15 protein-coding genes and 1 tRNA gene are annotated in these 18946 nt (G+C 65.0%); 7 read left to right on the top strand and 9 right to left on the bottom strand.

The features are described 5' to 3' along the window. Positions 1–141: 141 nt before the first annotated feature. Genes lpdA through aceE form a run of 3 tightly spaced genes read right to left on the bottom strand, consistent with a single transcriptional unit; the run spans position 142 to position 6430 of the window. Positions 142–1986 (bottom strand): dihydrolipoyl dehydrogenase, encoded by a 1845-nt coding sequence (gene lpdA / locus LGR64_RS10100; protein WP_043820503.1) that lies wholly within the window; start codon positions 1984–1986, stop codon positions 142–144. A gap of 15 nt (positions 1987–2001) precedes the next feature. Further along, positions 2002–3693, bottom strand: coding sequence for a dihydrolipoyllysine-residue acetyltransferase (gene aceF, locus LGR64_RS10095; RefSeq protein WP_230355350.1), 1692 nt, complete (start codon positions 3691–3693; stop codon positions 2002–2004). Positions 3694–3712: 19 nt separating this feature from the next. Beyond that, complete coding sequence (gene aceE / locus LGR64_RS10090) at positions 3713–6430, bottom strand: pyruvate dehydrogenase (acetyl-transferring), homodimeric type (protein WP_013802222.1); 2718 nt, start codon at positions 6428–6430, stop codon at positions 3713–3715. A gap of 320 nt (positions 6431–6750) precedes the next feature. Here aceE and LGR64_RS10085 point away from each other — a divergent pair, with 320 nt between their 5' ends. The 6 genes from LGR64_RS10085 (at position 6751) to LGR64_RS10060 (ending at position 14345) form a co-directional block, all read left to right on the top strand. Then, the gene (locus tag LGR64_RS10085; protein WP_012205806.1) at positions 6751–9324 is read left to right on the top strand and encodes a PAS domain-containing sensor histidine kinase; all 2574 of its coding nucleotides are present in this window, start codon (positions 6751–6753) and stop codon (positions 9322–9324) included. After that, entirely contained in the window at positions 9321–9971 is a 651-nt protein-coding gene (locus LGR64_RS10080) for a response regulator transcription factor (protein ID WP_012205807.1), read from the top strand. The genes LGR64_RS10085 and LGR64_RS10080 overlap by 4 nt, the downstream gene beginning before the upstream one ends. A gap of 84 nt (positions 9972–10055) precedes the next feature. Beyond that, positions 10056–10910, top strand: coding sequence for a bifunctional methylenetetrahydrofolate dehydrogenase/methenyltetrahydrofolate cyclohydrolase FolD (gene folD / locus LGR64_RS10075; protein ID WP_230355349.1), 855 nt, complete (start codon positions 10056–10058; stop codon positions 10908–10910). Between the two features lie 75 nt (positions 10911–10985). Beyond that, positions 10986–13034 (top strand): M3 family metallopeptidase, encoded by a 2049-nt coding sequence (locus LGR64_RS10070; protein ID WP_230355348.1) that lies wholly within the window; start codon positions 10986–10988, stop codon positions 13032–13034. A gap of 207 nt (positions 13035–13241) precedes the next feature. Next, complete coding sequence (locus LGR64_RS10065; protein WP_034394201.1) at positions 13242–13931, top strand: glutaredoxin family protein; 690 nt, start codon at positions 13242–13244, stop codon at positions 13929–13931. A gap of 39 nt (positions 13932–13970) precedes the next feature. After that, complete coding sequence (locus LGR64_RS10060; RefSeq protein WP_230356174.1) at positions 13971–14345, top strand: hypothetical protein; 375 nt, start codon at positions 13971–13973, stop codon at positions 14343–14345. Positions 14346–14367: 22 nt separating this feature from the next. Here the strand turns inward: LGR64_RS10060 and rpiA are convergent, their stop codons facing one another. Further along, on the bottom strand, positions 14368–15060 hold the full coding sequence (gene rpiA / locus LGR64_RS10055) for a ribose-5-phosphate isomerase RpiA (RefSeq protein WP_230355347.1): 693 nt from the start codon (positions 15058–15060) through the stop codon (positions 14368–14370). A gap of 34 nt (positions 15061–15094) precedes the next feature. Here rpiA and LGR64_RS10050 point away from each other — a divergent pair, with 34 nt between their 5' ends. Next, positions 15095–16141 (top strand): quinone-dependent dihydroorotate dehydrogenase, encoded by a 1047-nt coding sequence (locus tag LGR64_RS10050; RefSeq protein WP_230355346.1) that lies wholly within the window; start codon positions 15095–15097, stop codon positions 16139–16141. Between the two features lie 152 nt (positions 16142–16293). Here LGR64_RS10050 and LGR64_RS10045 read toward each other — a convergent pair whose 3' ends face one another. The 5 genes from LGR64_RS10045 to LGR64_RS10025 form a co-directional block, all read right to left on the bottom strand. Then, positions 16294–16665 carry a hypothetical protein gene (locus LGR64_RS10045; RefSeq protein ID WP_096916436.1) on the bottom strand — a complete coding sequence of 124 codons (372 nt, stop codon included), beginning with the start codon at positions 16663–16665 and terminating at the stop codon, positions 16294–16296. 2 nt (positions 16666–16667) lie between these two features. Then, positions 16668–17087, bottom strand: coding sequence for a phage holin family protein (locus tag LGR64_RS10040; RefSeq protein WP_012205815.1), 420 nt, complete (start codon positions 17085–17087; stop codon positions 16668–16670). Between the two features lie 8 nt (positions 17088–17095). Beyond that, positions 17096–17407, bottom strand: a complete 312-nt coding sequence (locus LGR64_RS10035; protein ID WP_012205816.1) for a DUF883 domain-containing protein — start codon at positions 17405–17407, stop codon at positions 17096–17098. 202 nt (positions 17408–17609) lie between these two features. Beyond that, entirely contained in the window at positions 17610–18710 is a 1101-nt protein-coding gene (locus tag LGR64_RS10030; protein ID WP_230355345.1) for an NAD(P)/FAD-dependent oxidoreductase, read from the bottom strand. A gap of 159 nt (positions 18711–18869) precedes the next feature. Continuing rightward, positions 18870–18944: transfer RNA gene (locus tag LGR64_RS10025), tRNA-Val, on the bottom strand. Positions 18945–18946 lie beyond the last annotated feature (2 nt).

Here is an 18946-nt window from a genome sequence, read left to right as displayed (position 1 = left end):
ACAGGTCTGCCCCCTTTGCAGTGCCTGTGTCTGGACCGGTGTCTGGGCTGAAGTCTGTGTCCTTATCTGAGTCTCCCAAAGCAGAAAGGCAGCCGAAGCTGCCTTTCTGTTCTTGCCAGGCCTGAACGCCAGGCCTTGCGCTTACTTGCGCTGCGGCGGCAGGTCCGTGCAGGAGCCGTGCGCCACCTCGGCCGCCATGCCCAGGCTTTCGCCCAGCGTGGGGTGGGGGTGGATGGTCTTGCCGATGTCCACGGCGTCGGCACCCATTTCGATGGCCAGCGCAATTTCGCCGATCATGTCGCCCGCATGCGTGCCGACGATGCCGCCACCCAGGATGCGGCCATGGCCGTGCGCCTCGGGGCTGTCGTCGAACAGCAGCTTGGTGACGCCTTCGTCGCGGCCATTGGCAATGGCGCGGCCCGAAGCCGTCCAGGGGAACACACCCTTCTTGACCTTGATGCCCTGGGCCTTGGCCTGGTCCTCGGTCAGACCCACCCACGCCACTTCCGGGTCGGTGTAGGCCACGCTGGGGATCACGCGGGCGTTGAAGGCGCTGGCAGCCAGCTCCTTGTTGCCCTGCAGTTCACCGGCGATGACTTCGGCGGCCACATGGGCCTCGTGCACGGCCTTGTGCGCCAGCATGGGCTGGCCCACCACGTCGCCAATGGCGAAGATGTGGGGCACATTGGTGCGCATCTGGATATCGACTTCGATGAAGCCGCGGTCCGTGACGGCCACGCCGGCCTTCTCGGCAGCGATCTTCTTGCCGTTGGGCGTGCGGCCCACGGCCTGCAGCACCAGGTCGTAGACCTGGGGCTCGGGCACGGTGACGCCGTCCTTGGCAGGCGCAAAGCTGACCTTGATGCCTTCGGGCGTGGCTTCGGCACCCACGGTCTTGGTGTTGACCATGATGTTGTCGAAGCGCGGCGCGTTCATCTTCTGCCAGACCTTGACCAGGTCGCGGTCGGCGCCCTGCATGAGGCCGTCCATCATCTCCACCACGTCCAGGCGCGCGCCCAGCGTGGAGTAAACGGTGCCCATTTCCAGGCCGATGATGCCGCCGCCCAGGATCAGCATGCGTTTGGGCACGCTGGCCAGGTCCAGCGCACCGGTGGAGTCCACCACGCGCGGGTCCTTGGGCATGAAGGGCAGGTGCACGGCCTGGCTGCCGGCGGCAATGATGGCGCGCTTGAACTGCACGATCTTCTTGCTGCCGGTCTTTTCCTGGCCATCGCCCGTGGTCTCTTCCACTTCCAGGTGGTTGGCGCCGACGAAGTTGCCGTAGCCGCGCACCACGGTGACCTTGCGCATCTTGGCCATCTGGCCCAGGCCGCCGGTCAGCTTGCCGATGACCTTGTCCTTGTGCCCGCGCAGCTGGTCGATGTTGACCTCGGGCGCGCCGAACTTGACGCCGGCCACCTCCAGGTGCTTGACCTCGTCCACCACGGCGGCCACGTGCAGCAGCGCCTTGGACGGGATGCAGCCCACGTTCAGGCAGACGCCGCCCAGGCTCTTGTAGCGCTCGACGATGACCACATTCAGGCCCAGATCGGCCGCACGGAAGGCTGCTGAGTAGCCGCCAGGACCGCCGCCGAGCACGACCACGTCGCAGTCGTAATCGGCCGCGCCACCGGCGTAGCTGGCTGCGGCCGGAGCGGGAGCCGACGCTGCGGGCGCTGCAGCGGCAGGCGCTGGAGCCGCCGCTGCAGGGGCCGGTGCTGCCGCCTGGGGTGCGGCGGCCGCTTCGCCAGCAGCCTCCAGCGTCAGGATCAGGCCGCCTTCGGCGATCTTGTCGCCGATCTTGACCTTGAGTTCCTTGACCACGCCGGCATGGCTGGAGGGAATCTCCATGGAGGCCTTGTCGGACTCCACGGTGATCAGGGACTGGTCCTTGGCCACGGTGTCACCGGGCTGGACCAGCAGTTCGATCACGCCCACTTCGGCGAAGTCGCCGATGTCGGGCACCTTGATGTCGATGATTGCCATGTGTCGGGCCTCCGTTTACAGCAGGATGCGGCGGTAGTCCGCCAGCACTTGGCCCAGGAAGGCATTGAAGCGCGCGGCCGAGGCACCGTCGATGACACGGTGGTCATAGGACAGCGACAGCGGCAGCGTCAGGCGCGGCACGAATTGCTTGCCATCCCACACCGGCTTCATCTGGCCCTTGGACAGGCCAAGGATGGCCACTTCAGGGGCGTTGATGATGGGGGTGAAGTTCGTGCCACCGATGCCGCCCAGCGACGAGATCGAGAAGCAGCCGCCCTGCATGTCGGCAGCGCCGAGCTTGCCGTCGCGGGCCTTCTTGGCCAGCTCGCCCATTTCCTGGCTGATCTGCAGGATGCCCTTCTTGTCGGCATCGCGCAGCACGGGCACCACCAGGCCGTTGGGCGTGTCGGCCGCGAAGCCGACGTGGAAGTACTGCTTGTAGACCAGGGTGTCGCCGTCCAGCGAGGCATTGAACTCGGGGAACTTCTTGAGGGCTGCAACCACCGCCTTGATCACGAAGGCCAGCATGGTCACCTTGACGCCACTCTTCTCGTTCTCTTTGTTGGTGGAGACACGGAAGGCTTCCAGGTCGGTGATGTCAGCCTCGTCATTGTTGGTGACGTGCGGGATCATGACCCAGTTGCGCGACAGGTTGGCGCCGCTGATCTTCTTGATGCGCGACAGGTCCTTGCGCTCGACCGGGCCGAACTTGGCGAAGTCCACCTTGGGCCAGGGCAGCAGGTCCAGACCTGCGCCGCCGCCGGAGCCACCCTTGGGAGCGGTCGCGGCCTGAGCCTTGGTCTGCACGGCGCCCGCCATGACGGACTTGGTGAAAGCCTGGATGTCGTCAGCCGTGATGCGGCCCTTGTTGCCCGAGCCCTTGACCTCGTCCAGCGGCACACCCAGCTCGCGGGCGAACTTGCGTACCGAGGGCGATGCATGGGGCAGCTTGCCCGTGGGCGCCACGGTCGGGTTGTGCGCAGGTGCAGCGGCGGGAGCCGATGCTGCAGCGGCAGACACCGGAGCTGCAGCGGCCGGGGCAGCAGTTGCCGGTGCAGGGGCTGCAGCAGCAGGTGCCGGGGCCGCAGCCTGGGCTGCAGGCGCGGCAGCGCCCTGCACGCTCATCTGGCCGACCACGTCGCCCACGTTGACCGTGTCACCGATCTTGAGCGTCAGCGCCGTGATGGTGCCGGCCGCTGGCGACGGGATTTCCATCGAGGCCTTGTCGGATTCGACGGTGAACAGCGATTGCTCGGCCGTCACGGTGTCGCCGATCTTGACCAGCATCTCGATCACGGCCACGTCCTTGAAGTCGCCAATGTCGGGAATCTTGATGTCGATCTGCGTGGCGGCGCCCGAGGCCGCAGGCGCGGCAGCGGGAGCAGCGGCCGGTGCAGGCGCAGCCACCGGGGCCGGGGCTGCAGCGGCGGGGGCCGGTGCGGCGGCTGCAGGTGCCGGGGCAGCGGCTTCCGCCGACTCGACCACGGCAATGATGCTGCCCTGCTTGACCTTGTCGCCCATGTTGACGCGCAGCTCCTTGAGCACGCCAGCGTGGCTGGAGGGGATCTCCATGGAGGCCTTGTCGGACTCCACTGTGATCAGCGATTGCTCGGCCTTGATCTGATCGCCGGCCTTGACCAGCACTTCGATCACAGCAACTTCGTCGAAATCACCGATATCGGGGACTTGAATTTCTACCAATGCCATATGTGTCTCCCGTTCTTACTCAAGCGTGCAGCGGGTTGATCTTGTCGGCCTTGATGCCGTACTTGGCGATCGCTTCGGCCACGGTGGTGGCGTTGATCTTGCCTTCTTCGGCCAGCGCGCGCAGTGCGGCAACCACGATGTAGTGGCGATCCACTTCGAAGTGCTCGCGCAGCTTGCGGCGGAAGTCCGAACGGCCGAAGCCGTCGGTGCCCAGCACCTTGTAGGTGCGGCCCTTGGGCATGTAGGGGCGGATCTGCTCGGCGTAGGCCTTCATGTAGTCGGTGGATGCGATCACCGGGCCATTGTGCGACTGCAGCTGCTGCGTGACGAAGGGCACCTTCTGGGTGTCCAGCGGATGCAGCAGGTTCCAGCGGTCGGCGTCCTGGCCGTCGCGGGTGAGCTCGTTGAAGCTCGGGCAGCTCCACACGTCGGCGGCAATGCCCCAGTCGGCCAGCAGCAGTTCCTGGGCGAAGAAGGATTCGCGCAGGATGGTGCCCGAACCCAGCAGTTGCACGCGCAGGCCGCTTTCCGGCACCTTCTGGCCGGGCTTGCACAGGTACATGCCCTTGATGATCTGCTGCTCGGTGCCGGGCGTGAGGCCGGGCATGGCGTAGTTCTCGTTGAGCAGCGTGATGTAGTAGAAGACGTTTTCCTGGTTCTGCACCATGCGGCGCAGGCCGTCCTGCATGATCACGGCGACTTCGTGGGCGAAGGTCGGGTCGTAGCTCACGCAGTTGGGAATGGTGTTGGCCAGGATGTGGCTGTGGCCGTCTTCGTGCTGCAGGCCTTCGCCGTTCAGCGTGGTGCGGCCCGAAGTGCCGCCCAGCAGGAAACCGCGCGCCTGCATGTCGCCGGCCGCCCAGGCCAGGTCACCGATGCGCTGGAAGCCGAACATCGAGTAGTACACATAGAACGGGATCATGATCCGGTTGCTCGTGCTGTAGCTCGTGGCTGCCGCGATCCAGCTGCTCATGCCGCCGGCTTCGTTGATGCCTTCCTGCAGGATCTGGCCGGCCTTGTCCTCGCGGTAGTACATCACCTGGTCCTTGTCGACCGGGGTGTACTGCTGTCCAGCGGGGTTGTAGATGCCGATCTGGCGGAACAGGCCTTCCATGCCGAAGGTACGGGCCTCGTCCACCAGGATGGGCACGACGCGCGGACCGATTTCCTTGTCGCGCAGCAGCTGCGTGAGGAAGCGCACATAGGCCTGGGTGGTCGAGATCTCACGGCCTTCGGGCGTGGCTTCAAGGATGGCCTTGAAGGTATCCAGCGCAGGCGCCGTGAATTGCTCGCTGGCCTTCACGCGGCGGTGCGGCAGGTAGCCGCCCAGGGCCTTGCGGCGCTCGTGCAGGTAGCGCATTTCCGGGGTGTCGTCGGCCGGCTTGTAGAAAGGCAGGTCGGCGATCTGGCTGTCGGGAATGGGAATGTTGAAACGGTCACGGAAGGCCTTGATGTCCTCGTCGCCCAGCTTCTTGGTCTGGTGAACGGTGTTCTTGCCTTCACCGATCTTGCCCATGCCGAAGCCCTTGACGGTCTTGACCAGCAGCACGGTGGGCTGGCCCTTGTGCGAATTGGCAGCGTGGAAGGCTGCGTAGACCTTCTGCGAATCGTGGCCGCCGCGGCGCAGGTTCCAGATCTCGTCGTCGCTCATGTGCTCGACCATCTTCAGCGCGCGCGGATCGCGGCCGAAGAAGTTCTTGCGCACGTAGGCGCCGTCATTGGCCTTGAACGACTGGTAGTCGCCGTCGTTGCACTCGGCCATGATCTTCTTGAGCACGCCGTCCTTGTCCTTGGCCAGCAGCTCGTCCCAGCCCTTGCCCCACAGCAGCTTGATGACGTTCCAGCCGGAGCCACGGAACTCGCCCTCGAGTTCCTGGATGATCTTGCCGTTGCCGCGCACCGGGCCGTCCAGGCGCTGCAGGTTGCAGTTGATCACGAAGATCAGGTTGTCCAGCTTTTCGCGGGCGGCCAGCGAGATCGCACCCAGCGACTCGACCTCGTCCATTTCGCCGTCGCCGCAGAAAACCCAGACCTTGCGGCTTTCGGTGTCGGCAATGCCACGGGCATGCAGGTACTTGAGGAAGCGCGCCTGGTAGATGGCCATCAGCGGGCCCAGGCCCATGGACACCGTGGGGAACTGCCAGAACTCGGGCATCAGCTTGGGGTGCGGGTAGCTGGACAGGCCCTTGCCGTCCACTTCCTGGCGGAAGTTCAGCAGTTGCTCTTCGGAGATGCGGCCTTCCAGGTAGGCGCGGGCATAGATGCCGGGCGAGACGTGGCCCTGGATGTACAGGCAGTCGCCGCCGTGGTTCTCGTTTTCGGCGTGCCAGAAATGGTTGAAGCCGGCCGCGAACATGTTGGCCAGCGAAGCGAAGGAGCCGATGTGGCCGCCCAGGTCACCGCCTTCGGGCGGGTGCAGGCGGTTGGCCTTGACCACCATGGCCATGGCGTTCCAGCGCATGTAGGCGCGCAGACGGCCTTCGATTTCCAGGTTGCCGGGACAGCGGGCTTCCTGCGAGGTCTCGATGGTGTTCACATAGCCGGTGTTGGCCGAGAAAGGCATGTCCACGCTGTTCTGGCGTGCGTGTTCGAGCAGGTCCTCGATCAGCTTGTGCGCGTATTCGGCGCCTTCACGGTCGATGACGGCCGACAGGGCGTCCATCCATTCGCGCGATTCTTGTTGGTCCAGGCCGGCGGGAACGCCTGCATTGCCTTGCGGGTCAGTCTGAGCTGTCATGGGAATGTCTCCTTGCAGAAGGTAGCGTCTTGGGGTCGAACCAGTGAGCGGCGCAGCGCGCCAACGCAGGCGGGTAGTTCACCACGCCTTGCGCGGCACAGACCCCGTCTGGCGAACTTAAAAATACCGATTCACTGCCTCAATGCTCGGCGAGTGTCGCATACTTTTTTCAAATTTCAAATGGTGCTTTTTGATTTCATAATTTGAAATTTTGCTGCAAACGCACATACAGTGAAGACCCCAAAGAACGTCGCCGAAGCGCCTCCGCGGCGACTCCAATACTCCTTAAAAACAGTCAGACTCTCCCCTACACTGGGCGCATGCAATCCTCCCCTTCCGAGCACGGCACGCACAGCCCTGCCCCCATGGCAGGCGTGGCCGCGCCAGTGCGCTGGTGGCGCAGCTGGTGGCGCAGTCTTTCTCCCACGCGCCAGGACCGCTTCGCGGCGCTCGCCCCCCTCGCGGCCGTGCTGATGTTCATGGCGGCCATCGTGGCCTCCTTCTGGTACCTGCGCATGGAGGAGATCGACCGCGAGAAGGAAGCGCTGCACCGCGACGTGGAATATGCCCAGCAACGCGTGCGCCTGCGCCTGCTGGAGCGCCAGGAGCAACTGATGCGCATGGCGCGCGACATCGGCAACCACGACCTGGGCGAGTCCGACTTCGCCAGCCGCGCCGAAGCACTCATCAGCCAGTACCCGGAACTGCAGTCCATCACCTGGATCGATGCACAGCGGCGCATCCTTGCCAGCCAGTCCGCCCCCACCGTCAGCAGCGAGCAGCTGCGCATCCCGCGTGAAGTGCTGCGCGCCGGAGACGCGCTGGAGGCCTACCAGCTCGCGCGCGAGATGCAGCAACCCATCTACGTGCAGGGACTGGCCCACAAGGGGGAAGCCGCGCCGCTACTGCAACTGCATGTGCCGCTGGCACAGGACGGCCGCTACATCGGCGAGCTGCTGGGCGAGTACTCCATCGACAGCCTGCTGCGCTATGGAACGCCCACCGAAATCATGGCCCGCTACGCCATGACCATGCTCGACAGCCGGGGCCAGGTGCTGGCAGGCACGCCGCTGACGCCGCGCAAGCAGACCGCCACCGAACTGCTGCGCTGGCGCACCGTTGCCAATGAGGACGAGGCACCCGTCGCCCCCGTTGGCAACAGCTTGGTGCTGCGTGCCCAGGCCTATCGCACCTCGCTGGGCGTGGTCGGCAGCGGCCTGTTCTGGCTGGTGGGCACGCTCAGTGCGATGACGGCATGGCTGCTGCTGGCCACCTGGCGCCACACGCGCCGCCGCCAGCGCGCCCAGGAGGCCTTGGTCGCGGAGACCAACTTCCGCCGCGCCATGGAAAACTCCGTGCTCACCGGCATGCGCGCGCTGGACCTGCAAGGCCGCATCACCTATGTGAATGCCGCCTTCTGCCAGATGACGGGCTGGAGCGAATCAGAGCTGGTCGGCCAGATGCCGCCCTACTCCTACTGGCCCGACAACGACTACGACAACCTGCACTCCAAGCTGCGCGAAGAGCTTTCGGGCAAGACCATCGTCGGGGGCTTTCAGGTGCGCGTGCAGCGCAAGAACGGCACGCAGTTCGATGCGCGCCTGTATGTCTCGCCGCTGATCGATGCCCATGGCCAGCACACGGGCTGGATGTCGTCCATGACCGACATCACCGAGCCCAACCGCATCCGCGAGCAACTGTCTGCCTCCTATGAGCGCTTCACCATCGTGCTGGAGGCGTTGGACGCCTCGGTGTCCGTCGCCCCGCTGGGCAGCGCCGAGCTGCTGTTCGCCAACAAGCTGTACCGGCAATGGTTCGGCTCGCAGACCGATGGCCACCTGCAGCTCGTCGCCCAGGCCGGCGTGCTGCCCGTGCGCTCGCAGCCGCAAGGCATGGACGATGAGGACGGCCTCATGGGCCTGCCCACCGACTCGCTGACCAGCGCACGCAGCGAAAACGCCGAGATCTACCTGCCGGAACTGGGCAAGTGGCTGGAAGTGCGATCGCGCTACCTGAGCTGGGTGGACGGCCGCCTGGCCCAGATGGTGATCGCCACCGACATCACGCCGCGCCGCCTGGCCGAGGAGCAGGCCGATCGCCAGGCCGAGCACGCCCAGTCCGTCAGTCGCCTGATCACCATGGGCGAGATGGCCTCCAGCGTCGCCCATGAGCTCAACCAGCCGCTGACCGCCATCAGCAACTACTGCAGCGGCATGCTCACCCGGCTCGAAAAGGGCACGCTGACCGAAGAGCAGATGAAGTTCGCGCTGGAGAAAACCGCCCACCAGGCGCAGCGCGCGGGGCAGATCATTTTGCGCATACGCTCCTTCGTCAAGCGCAGCGAGCCCAACCGCACCCTGGCCCAGGTCACCGACATGGTCAGCGAGGCCGTGGAGCTGGCCGGGATCGAGCTGCGCCGCCGCAATGTGCAGCTGACCTACCACGTGGCCGAGCGCATGCCGGCCATCATGGCCGACACCATCCTCATCGAGCAGGTGCTGGTCAACCTCATGAAGAACGGCGCCGAATCCATCGAGCAGTCGGGCCGCCCCAGCCACCAGCGCAATGTGGAACTGCGCGTGGTGCCGCGCACCATCGAGGACCAGCGCGTCATCGAATTCAACGTGCAGGACACCGGCAAGGGCCTGCCGCCGGAGGTGCTGGAACGCCTCTTCGAGGCCTTCTTCACCACCAAGAGCGAAGGCATGGGCATGGGACTGAATCTGTGCCGCAGCATTGTCGAGTCCCACCAGGGCCGGATGCGTGCCGAGAACCTCTACAATGGTTCCGAGGTTGTCGGCTGCCGGTTTTCATTCTGGCTGCCGCTGGCCCCGCCGGGCGACGCGACAACGCCGGCAGCGACCATTGAACCCACAACAAGGACGATTGCATGAGCTTGATCCCGAAAAAAGGCACTGTGTACGTAGTTGATGACGACGAAGCGGTTCGTGATTCGTTGCAATGGTTGTTGGAGGGCAAGGACTATCGTGTGCGCTGCTTCGACTCGGCCGAGACCTTCCTCTCGCGCTACGACCCACGCGAGATCGCCTGCCTCATCGTGGACATCCGCATGGGCGGCATGACGGGCCTGGAACTGCAGGACCGCCTGATCGAACGCAAGTCCCCCCTGCCCATCGTCTTCATCACCGGCCACGGCGACGTGCCCATGGCGGTGAACACCATGAAGAAGGGCGCACTGGACTTCATCCAGAAGCCGTTCAACGAAGAGGAACTGCTCAACCTGGTCGAGCGCATGCTGGACCATGCCCGCGAAGCCTTTGCCGGCCACCAGCAGGCCGCCAGCCGCGATGCGCTGCTGGCCAAGCTGACCAGCCGTGAAGCCCAGGTGCTGGAGCGCATCGTCGCCGGCCGGCTGAACAAGCAGATCGCCGACGATCTTGGCATCAGCATCAAGACGGTGGAGGCGCACCGCGCCAACATCATGGAAAAGCTCAACGCCAACACCGTGGCCGATCTGCTCAAGATCGCCCTGGGCCAAGGCCAGACCGCAGCAGCGGCCAAGGCAGCCGTCGCCGGATAAGCCAAGACACCACCGCTTTTTTTCAAAGAGCTGCTAGCGCTTGATCAACAAGCCCTAGCAGCATTTTTATTGGTATTCACTGCAATGACAGCCCAACTCATCGACGGCAACGCCCTCTCCCGCCAACTGCGTGCCGAAGTCGCCCAGCGCGCCACCGCCCTGAAGGCCCGCGGCACCACGCCAGGCCTGGCCGTGGTCCTGGTCGGCGACAACCCTGCCTCCCAGGTCTATGTGCGCAACAAGGTCAAGGCCTGCGAGGACGCGGGCTTTCATTCGGTGCTGGAGAAGTACGATGCCTCGATGACCGAGGCCGAACTGCTGGCCCGCGTCGAGGCGCTGAACAACGACCCCAGCATCCACGGCATCCTGGTCCAGCTGCCGCTGCCCGCACACATCGACGATCACAAGGTCATCGAGACCATTTCGCCGCTCAAGGACGTGGATGGCTTTCACGTGGCCAGCGCAGGCGCGCTGATGGTGGGCGAAGTCGGCTTCAAGGCCTGCACTCCCTACGGCTGCATGAAGATGCTCGAATCCATCGGCATGAAGGACCTGCGCGGCAAGCACGCCGTGGTCATCGGCCGCTCCAACATCGTCGGCAAGCCCATGGCCATGATGCTGCTGGCCGCCAATGCCACCGTCACCATCTGCCACAGCGGCACGGCCGATCTCGCGGCCATGACCCGTCAGGCCGACATCGTGGTCGCCGCCGTCGGCAAGCGCAACGTGCTGACGGCCGACATGTGCAAGCCCGGTGCCGTGGTCATCGACGTGGGCATGAATCGCAACGACGAAGGCAAGCTCTGCGGCGACGTGGACTTTGACGGCGTCAAGGAAGTGGCCGGCTTCATCACGCCCGTACCCGGCGGTGTCGGCCCCATGACGATTACCATGCTGCTGGTCAACACCACGGAGGCGGCCGAGCGCGCCGCCGGCTGACCAGGAGCTGACAAGCATCGGACGGCTCCCCGGGGAGCCGCTTGATTTCAATGCACCCGACGGCATCTGACACGCATGAGCAATCCCCTCCTCGAATCCTCCGACCTGCCCCTGTTCGATCGCATACGCCCTGCCGATGTCGGCCCGGCCATCGATATCCTGCTGACCGGGGCCGCAGAGGCCCTGGAGACCGTCACGGCACCCGACTTTCCGGCGCGCTGGGATTCGATCTCGGCCGTGCTCGATGTCGCCACCGAGAAGCTGGGAACGGCCTGGGGCGCCGTCAGCCACCTCAACAGCGTGGCCGATACGCCCGAGCTGCGCGCCGCCTACAACGAGTCCCTGCCCAAGGTCACCGAATTCTGGACGCGTCTGGGTGCCGACGAGCGCCTGTACGCCAAGTACAAGGCCATTGACCCAGCCACGCTCAATGTCGAGCAGCGTGCGGCCTGGGACCATGCCATGCGCAACTTCGTGCTCTCCGGCGCCGAGCTGCGGGGCGAGGAAAAGCTGCGTTTTGCCAAGATCCAGGAACGCTCGGCCGAACTGACGCAGAAGTTCAGCGAGAACGCGCTCGACGCCACCGATGCATTCGCCTACTACGCCACGGCCGAAGAGCTGGACGGCGTGCCGCAGGATGTGCGCCAGGCAGCCCGCTCCGCCGCTGAAGCCGAAGGCAAGCAAGGCTTCAAGCTCACGCTGAAGATGCCCTGCTATCTGCCCGTGATGCAGTTCGCGGCCAGCAGTGCGCTGCGCGAGAAGCTCTACCGCGCCTATGTGACACGCGCCTCCGACCAGGCCGAGGGCGATGCCATCCGCTTCGACAACACGGCCAACATCTCGGAGATCCTGGCCCTGCGCAAGGAAGAGGCGCAGTTGCTGGGTTACCGCAATTTCGGCGAGATTTCGCTGGTTCCCAAGATGGCGCATTCGCCACAGCAGGTGATCGACTTTCTGCGCGATCTCGCGCACCGGGCCCGCCCCTATGCCGAGAAGGATGTCGCCGACCTGCGAGCCTTCGCACGCGATGAGCTGGGCCTGGCCGATCCCCAGCCCTGGGACTGGGCCTATGTCTCCGAAAAGCTCAAGGAGGCGCGCTATGCCTTCAGCGAGCAGGAGGTCAAACAGTACTTCCCTGCGCCCAAGGTGCTGGCCGGCCTGTTCAAGATCGTCGAGACGCTGTTCGACGTGGCCATCCGCCGCGACGCGGCGCCGGTCTGGAATCCCGCCGTCGAGTTCTACCGCATCGAGCGCAGCACGCCGCAAGGCCCCGAGCTGGTCGGCCAGTTCTACCTGGACCAGCCGGCGCGATCGGGCAAGCGTGGCGGAGCCTGGATGGACGATGTGCGTACCCGCTGGCTGCGCCCTGACAACCACAGGCTGCAGACGCCGGTCGCTCACCTGGTCTGCAACTTTGCCACCGGCGTCGATGGAAAGCCGGCCCTGCTCACGCACGATGACGTGATCACGCTGTTCCATGAAACCGGCCACGGCCTGCACCACCTGCTGACCCAGGTCAACGAGCGCGACGTCTCGGGCATCGCGGGCGTGGAATGGGATGCCGTGGAGCTGCCAAGCCAGTTCATGGAGAACTTCTGCTGGGAATGGGAAGTGCTCAAGCACATGACCGCCCACGTGGACAGCGGCGAGCCGCTGCCGCGCGCCCTGTACGACAAGATGATCGCGGCCAAGAACTTCCAGTCGGGCATGCAGACGCTGCGCCAGATCGAGTTCTCGCTTTTCGACATGCTGCTGCATACCGAGCACGATCCGAAGGCAGACATCATGCCGCTGCTGGCCCGTGTGCGCGCCGAGGTGGCCGTGCTGCCGTCGACTCCTTACAGCCGCTCGGCCCACACCTTCAGCCACATCTTTGCAGGTGGCTATGCAGCCGGCTACTACAGCTACAAGTGGGCTGAAGTCCTCTCGGCAGATGCCTATGCGGCCTTCGAGGAAACCATGCTGGCCGATGGAACCCCCAACCCCGAGACAGGCCGCCGCTACCGTGAGGCGATTCTGGAGGCCGGGGGGGCCCGCCCGGCCATGGAGTCGTTCAAGGCCTTCCGTGGCCGCGAACCCCAGCTGGATGCGCTGTTGCGCCACCAGGGCATGGCCCAGGCCTGAGAGCCCGGCCCCAGGTCTGCAGCGCCCCGACGGGGCGCTTTTTCCTGGCCCGGCCACCCCATCGGATGCGCGCAGCCACATCCTGTGGCTCCAGAAGATGGCCCAGGATGAATGGCACGCTATGCTTGCAGGCACTCCTGTGCGGGCATACATCCGACGAGTGGTGGCCCCCGGCACGAAACCCTTCTTCCGAAACCGAGATCGTCCATGCAGTCTTCTCCCAGCCTTGGCCGCGGCGCCCTGCGCCACCTGATGCCATGCCTCGCCCTCGTCTGCCTCGCTGCCGCGCTGCCGGCCAGCGCACAACAGGTCTACCGTATCGTCGGGCCCGATGGAAAAGTCACTTTCTCGGACCGCCCGGCCCAAAGCGCCCAGCAGCAAGCAGCGCCTGCCGCCCAGGCAGTTGCAAGCGCCTCGGACAGCAACGCCGGCCTGCCCTATGCGCTGCGCCAGATTGCTGACCGCTTTCCGGTGACGCTGTACTCCTCATCCGATTGCGCGCCCTGCGATAGCGCGCGTCAGTTGCTGCAATCCAGAGGCATTCCCTATGCCGAGCGTCTGGTGCAGACCGAGGCGGACGCGGCAGCCCTGAACAAGCTCAGCGGGCAGACCGGACTGCCGTTTGCCACCGTCGGCAAGCAATTTCTTACCGGCTTCTCCTCCAGCGAATGGACGCAGTACCTGGATGCCGCAGGCTATCCCGCAAGCTCCCAACTGCCTGCCCAGTACAAGCGGCCACCAGCGCAGCCCCTGACCACACCCAAGCCTGCCGTACCGGCTGCATCAGCGCCCGCTGCGGCACCCACCGCCCAGGAACAGGGAAATAGACGCACCCCCATCCCCGCCCCTGCACCTGGTGCACGCACCAGCGACAACCCCGCAGGCTTGAGTTTCTAGGCAGACACTGCCGCAGTCAGGAGCCCGGCCGTGGATTCCATGCTGTCCGACATGGTCTGGACTTTGGCCAGGCTGGGCATTCTTGTCGGCCTGCCCGCGCTCATGGCGTGGACCCTGGTTGCCAGGCCTTCATGGCGCGAGCCTTTCAGGCTGGGCAGCTTGGTGCTGGTGCCTTGCCTGATCACGCTGTGGTTCATGCATGACGGAGGCCTGGGCAATGGTCTCAACCGTCTGGCTTACTACATGGCGACGGCTGCGTTCCTTGCCCTCTACACAGGGCTGGCGGCCATCGCCTTGCTCATGCAGCGCCACAAAAAACAGCGCGCGCAAGCTTCGTTGCGCGCGCTGTGCCTGGGTGCATTGGCCCTGCTCGCGTGGATCACAGGCGCCGTGGCGTTCGAGAGCCTCGGCTAGCCGAGACCGGGAGAGCCTTCGCTCAATAGTTGAGCGTCTGCACGCCCTCGGGCGTACCCAGCAGGCAGACCGATGCCTTCTGGTGCGCAAACACTCCCACGGTCACCACGCCGGGCCACTGGTTGACCTCGGACTCGAAGGCCAGCGGCGCGGCGATCTTCAGGCCACGCACATCAAGAATGTGCTGGCCGTTGTCCGTCACCAGGGGCGCGCCGTCCTTCATGCGGATCTCAGCGCGGCCATCCATGGCCTTGAAGCGGTTCGCAATCTGGGCAGCTGCCATGGGAATCACCTCCACAGGCAGCGGAAAGTCTCCGAGTACCTCGACGCGCTTGGAGGCATCGGCAATGCAGACAAAGCGCTCCGCAAGCGCAGCGACGATCTTCTCGCGCGTCAGCGCGGCGCCGCCGCCCTTGACCATGTAGCCGCGGCCGTCGATCTCGTCGGCTCCGTCGATGTAGACCGACAGGCTGGCGACTTCGTTGGCATCCAGCACCTTGATGCCCAGCGCCTTCAGGCGCTCGGTGCTGGCCACGGAGCTGGACACGGCGCCCGGGATCTGGTCCTTGATGGTGGCCAGTGCATCGATGAACTTGTTGACCGTGGAGCCGGTGCCAACGCCGACGATTTCGCCGGGCACCACATAGGCCAGAGCGGCTTGCCCGACCAGGGCTTTGAGTTCATCTTGGGAAAAAGAGGCAGCAGATGTCGTCATGAGGGAAAATCCAGGTAATCCTTTGATTATCCCCATGTCTCTGATCCCCTACGCCCTGATCCGTCCCTTTCTCTTCGGCATGGACCCCGAATCCGCCCACGATCTCACGATGAACCTGATGGCAAAGGGGCAGAACACGCTCCTGCAGCAGGCGTGGGCACAGCCCATGGTGAGTGACCCTGTCGAACTGGCTGGCCTCAAGTTCCCCAACCGCGTGGGCATGGCAGCGGGTCTGGACAAGAATGCACGCTGCATCGACGCGCTGGCCGCCATGGGCTTCGGCTTCGTCGAGGTGGGCACCGTGACGCCCCGCCCCCAACCGGGCAACCCCAAGCCGCGCATGTTCCGCATTCCCGAACGCAATGCGTTGATCAACCGCCTGGGCTTCAACAACGAAGGCCTGGATGCCTTCCTAAGCAACGTCAAGCGCTCGCAGGCCCGCGCCCAGGGCAAACCCATGCTGCTGGGGCTGAACATCGGCAAGAACGCCACCACTCCCATCGAAGATGCCACCAGCGACTATCTCAAGGCGCTGGACGGCGTGTACCCGCATGCCGACTACGTGACGGTGAACATTAGCTCGCCCAACACCAAGAACCTGCGTGCCCTGCAAAGCGACGAAGCGCTGGACGCCCTGCTGGGTGCGATTGCCGAGCGCCGCGAGCAGTTGGCCACGCAGCATGGCAAGCGGGTGCCGGTGTTCGTGAAGATTGCACCCGACCTGGATGAAGAGCAGGTCGGCGTCATCGCCGCCACACTGCAGCGCCATGGCATGGATGGTGTGATCGCCACCAACACCACGATCAGCCGGGAAGCCGTCAAGGGCCTGCCCCACGCGCAGGAAACGGGCGGCCTGTCCGGTGCGCCGGTGCTGGAGGCCAGCAACCAGGTCATCCGCCAGCTGCGCTCCGCCCTGGGCAGCCGCTACCCCATCATCGGCGTGGGCGGCATTCTCAGCGGCGAAGATGCCGTCAGCAAAATCCGCGCAGGCGCCGACGTGGTCCAGATCTACAGCGGCCTGATCTACCGAGGCCCTGCCCTGGTGCCCGAGACCGCACGCGCCATAGCCCAGCTGCGTTGAGGCCCGTGCCAGACAGGTGGCTGCCTGGCGTTTCGAGCCAAGGCAGCTGAGTCAAGACACCACACAGTCAGTGCTGGCGCACTGAACGCAGAACGCGAAAACGCCCGGCATGCCGGGCGTTTTCTTTGGGAGAGCAGCAGGCTTCTCGGCCCTCAACCCCTGCGCTGCTGCCAGCGCAGGATCAGGGGCATGACGGTGGTACCGAATCGCAGCAGCTTGCGCGGGCCCACCATCAGTGCAGCACCGGCCGCCACGGCCACGGCCACGGGATGCAGGCGCGCAAAGGTGATGGCACGCTCCACCAGCGGTGCATCGGGCTGCACATGGGTGGCAGAGCGGCTCAATGCCCGGGCCTGGGCCACGGCCGCAGAGCGCGCCTTGAGGCGCTCGCGCTGCTGGGCAATGCGTTGCATCACCTGCTGCTGCTCAACGGTGGATGTGACCCAGAGCTCCGCATTGAGCCCCGTGGGCGCGGGTGGCGTGACAGCGTCGCGGGACGGGGAAGCGTTGGAAGCATCGACCATGGCTACAGCCTCTTCTTCAGCGCCTGCCAGTCCTGGCTCAGCTCGTTGCGGGTAAGGATGAAGGGGCGGGCCAGGCGGCGCACGGCAGCAAGCAATTGCCACAGGGCAATGGCCCAGACCGCCAGCCAGCCACCGCCCACCAGCCAGCCCACCAGCACGCGGTGCTCGGTGTCCCAGAACTGCACGAGCAAGGCCACCGATAGCGTGAGCATGACCACGACGCTGAGTCCAGCAAGCGCAATCAGCAGCACGACCACCGTCTGCATGCTGCGCTTGTGCTCGGCCCATTCAAGCCGCGCGAGGTCCGTGCGGTCTTCTGCTGCAATGGCCAGCTCGATCACGGAAGCGCGCCAGCGCGCCACCCAGGCATCCAAACCCAGAAGGGAAATCCAATTCACAGGCATCCTTTTCTGGTCAGGCATGCCGCTGATCAGCGACGACCCAGCAGGAAGCCCAGCAAGGCGCCCATGGCAAGGGCAGCGCCTGCGACGCGCCACGGCTCATCGTGGGCGTAGCGATCGGCAGCGTAGGCGGCATCCTTGGCCTGGCGGGCCGCTTCCTGCGCCGCACGCACGGCGGACTCACGCACATTGGACATGCCATCATCGATACGCTGGCGCAGCATATGGATTTCCGGCACGGCATCCAGCTCCTTGGCGGACAGCAGACCACGCAGGTCGCCGACCAGTTTTTCAAGATCGGCTTGTGCGGTGGAGACGGTGTCAGTGATCGATTTCGTCATGATGAGCCTTTCTATTGAGGTGAAAACAAATACAGCGGGGAGCAGGCAATCATGTCGCCCGATACCTGTCACGCAACATGGGCAAGGCCCTTGTTACATGCAAGCATCTTATCCAATTGTTCCGGGGCTTCCGGGAAGCGAGAGGGCCTGAGCCTTGTCAGACAAGGCCTGCCCTGGCCGTGTATCGTGAACCGGCAGATCCTCAGGCCAGCAATTGCGCCACGTGCGCGCCAATGGCCAGGCAGCTGGTCAATCCCGGTGACTCGATGCCCAGCAGCTGCACCACGCCCGCAACGCCGTGGGTCTGAGGCCCCTGAATCACGAAGTCTGCGGCGGCCTCGCCGGGGCCGCTGATCTTGGGGCGGATGCCGGCGTAGCCGGGCACCAGCGCGCCATCGGCCAGGCCCGGCCAATACCGGCGGATCTCTGCGTAGAAGGCATCGGCGCGCACGGGATCGACCTGCAGATCGCCTGGGCTCTCGACCCACTGCACATCGGGGCCGAACTTGGCCTGGCCACCCATGTCCAGCGTGAGATGCACGCCCAGGCCCGCCGCCTCGGGCACGGGATAGATCAGGCGCGAGAACGGCGCCCGCCCGGACAGCGTGAAATAGTTGCCCTTGGCATAGAAGGCCTGCGGAACAAACTGCTGCGGAAACCCCTGCAAACGGGCCGCCAGCAATGGCGCATGAAGACCTGCAGCATTGACCAGGGTGCGGGCCGTCAGTTCCGTCCCATCGGCCGTGCGCAGCCACACGCCGCCTGGACGGATGGCTGCCTCCTGCACCTCGGCATGGCAGACCACCATGCCGCCTGCGTTTTCGAGATCGCCCTGCAGGGCCAGCATCAGTGCGTGGCTGTCGATGATGCCGGTGCTGGGGGAGTGCAGTGCCGCCGCACAGTGCAGCGCGGGCTCCATGGCACGTGCGTCGGCGCCTTCAAGCCAGCGCAGGTCGTGGACGCCATTGGCTTCGGCCTTGCGTGCAATGGTCTGGAGCTGTCCGCGCTGCGCCTCATCCGTTGCCACGATGAGCTTGCCGCAGCGCTGATGGGCAATGCCACGTTCACCGCAGTAGGCGTAGAGACGCTGCCGGCCTTCGACGCACAAACGGGCTTTCAACGAACCTTCGGGATAATAGATGCCGGCATGGATGACCTCGCTGTTGCGCGAGCTGGTGCCCGTGCCAATGGCTTCAGCCGCCTCCAGCACCATGACCTCCCTGCCCTGCAACGCCAGCGCCCTGGCCACCGCCAGCCCCACCACGCCCGCACCCACCACCACGCAATCGACCTGTTCGCTCATCTTGTCTGCCCTTTCGCCGTCCAGCAGCCGATTATCAGACGGCGTCAGACACGAATGCGCCACAGATCATCTGGACGCATTGGAATTTCCAGGACCTGAAAACCATGCACCGAGCGGAAATGAAAAAGCCCTCCTGAACAGATTTCAGGAGGGCTTGATTGGTGGGTGATACATGGATCGAACATGTGACCCCTGCCGTGTGAAGGCAGTGCTCTACCGCTGAGCTAATCACCCGC

Origin of the sequence: Delftia sp. Lp-1, from assembly GCF_020523835.1 — a bacterium.
Taxonomy (GTDB): Bacteria; Pseudomonadota; Gammaproteobacteria; order Burkholderiales; family Burkholderiaceae_C; genus Comamonas; species Comamonas acidovorans.
This window is presented reverse-complemented; position numbering and strand designations above follow the sequence as displayed.

Excerpts from the sequence above, each read along its gene's own strand:
- lpdA (WP_043820503.1), bottom strand. The coding sequence starts at position 1,986 with ATGGCAATCATCGACATCAAGGTGCCCGACATCGGCGACTTCGCCGAA.
- aceF (WP_230355350.1), bottom strand. The coding sequence starts at position 3,693 with ATGGCATTGGTAGAAATTCAAGTCCCCGATATCGGTGATTTCGACGAA.
- aceE (WP_013802222.1), bottom strand. The coding sequence starts at position 6,430 with ATGACAGCTCAGACTGACCCGCAAGGCAATGCAGGCGTTCCCGCCGGC.
- LGR64_RS10085 (WP_012205806.1), top strand. The coding sequence starts at position 6,751 with ATGCAATCCTCCCCTTCCGAGCACGGCACGCACAGCCCTGCCCCCATG.
- LGR64_RS10080 (WP_012205807.1), top strand. The coding sequence starts at position 9,321 with ATGAGCTTGATCCCGAAAAAAGGCACTGTGTACGTAGTTGATGACGAC.
- folD (WP_230355349.1), top strand. The coding sequence starts at position 10,056 with ATGACAGCCCAACTCATCGACGGCAACGCCCTCTCCCGCCAACTGCGT.
- LGR64_RS10070 (WP_230355348.1), top strand. The coding sequence starts at position 10,986 with ATGAGCAATCCCCTCCTCGAATCCTCCGACCTGCCCCTGTTCGATCGC.
- LGR64_RS10065 (WP_034394201.1), top strand. The coding sequence starts at position 13,242 with ATGCAGTCTTCTCCCAGCCTTGGCCGCGGCGCCCTGCGCCACCTGATG.
- LGR64_RS10060 (WP_230356174.1), top strand. The coding sequence starts at position 13,971 with ATGCTGTCCGACATGGTCTGGACTTTGGCCAGGCTGGGCATTCTTGTC.
- rpiA (WP_230355347.1), bottom strand. The coding sequence starts at position 15,060 with ATGACGACATCTGCTGCCTCTTTTTCCCAAGATGAACTCAAAGCCCTG.
- LGR64_RS10050 (WP_230355346.1), top strand. The coding sequence starts at position 15,095 with ATGTCTCTGATCCCCTACGCCCTGATCCGTCCCTTTCTCTTCGGCATG.
- LGR64_RS10045 (WP_096916436.1), bottom strand. The coding sequence starts at position 16,665 with ATGGTCGATGCTTCCAACGCTTCCCCGTCCCGCGACGCTGTCACGCCA.
- LGR64_RS10040 (WP_012205815.1), bottom strand. The coding sequence starts at position 17,087 with ATGCCTGACCAGAAAAGGATGCCTGTGAATTGGATTTCCCTTCTGGGT.
- LGR64_RS10035 (WP_012205816.1), bottom strand. The coding sequence starts at position 17,407 with ATGACGAAATCGATCACTGACACCGTCTCCACCGCACAAGCCGATCTT.
- LGR64_RS10030 (WP_230355345.1), bottom strand. The coding sequence starts at position 18,710 with ATGAGCGAACAGGTCGATTGCGTGGTGGTGGGTGCGGGCGTGGTGGGG.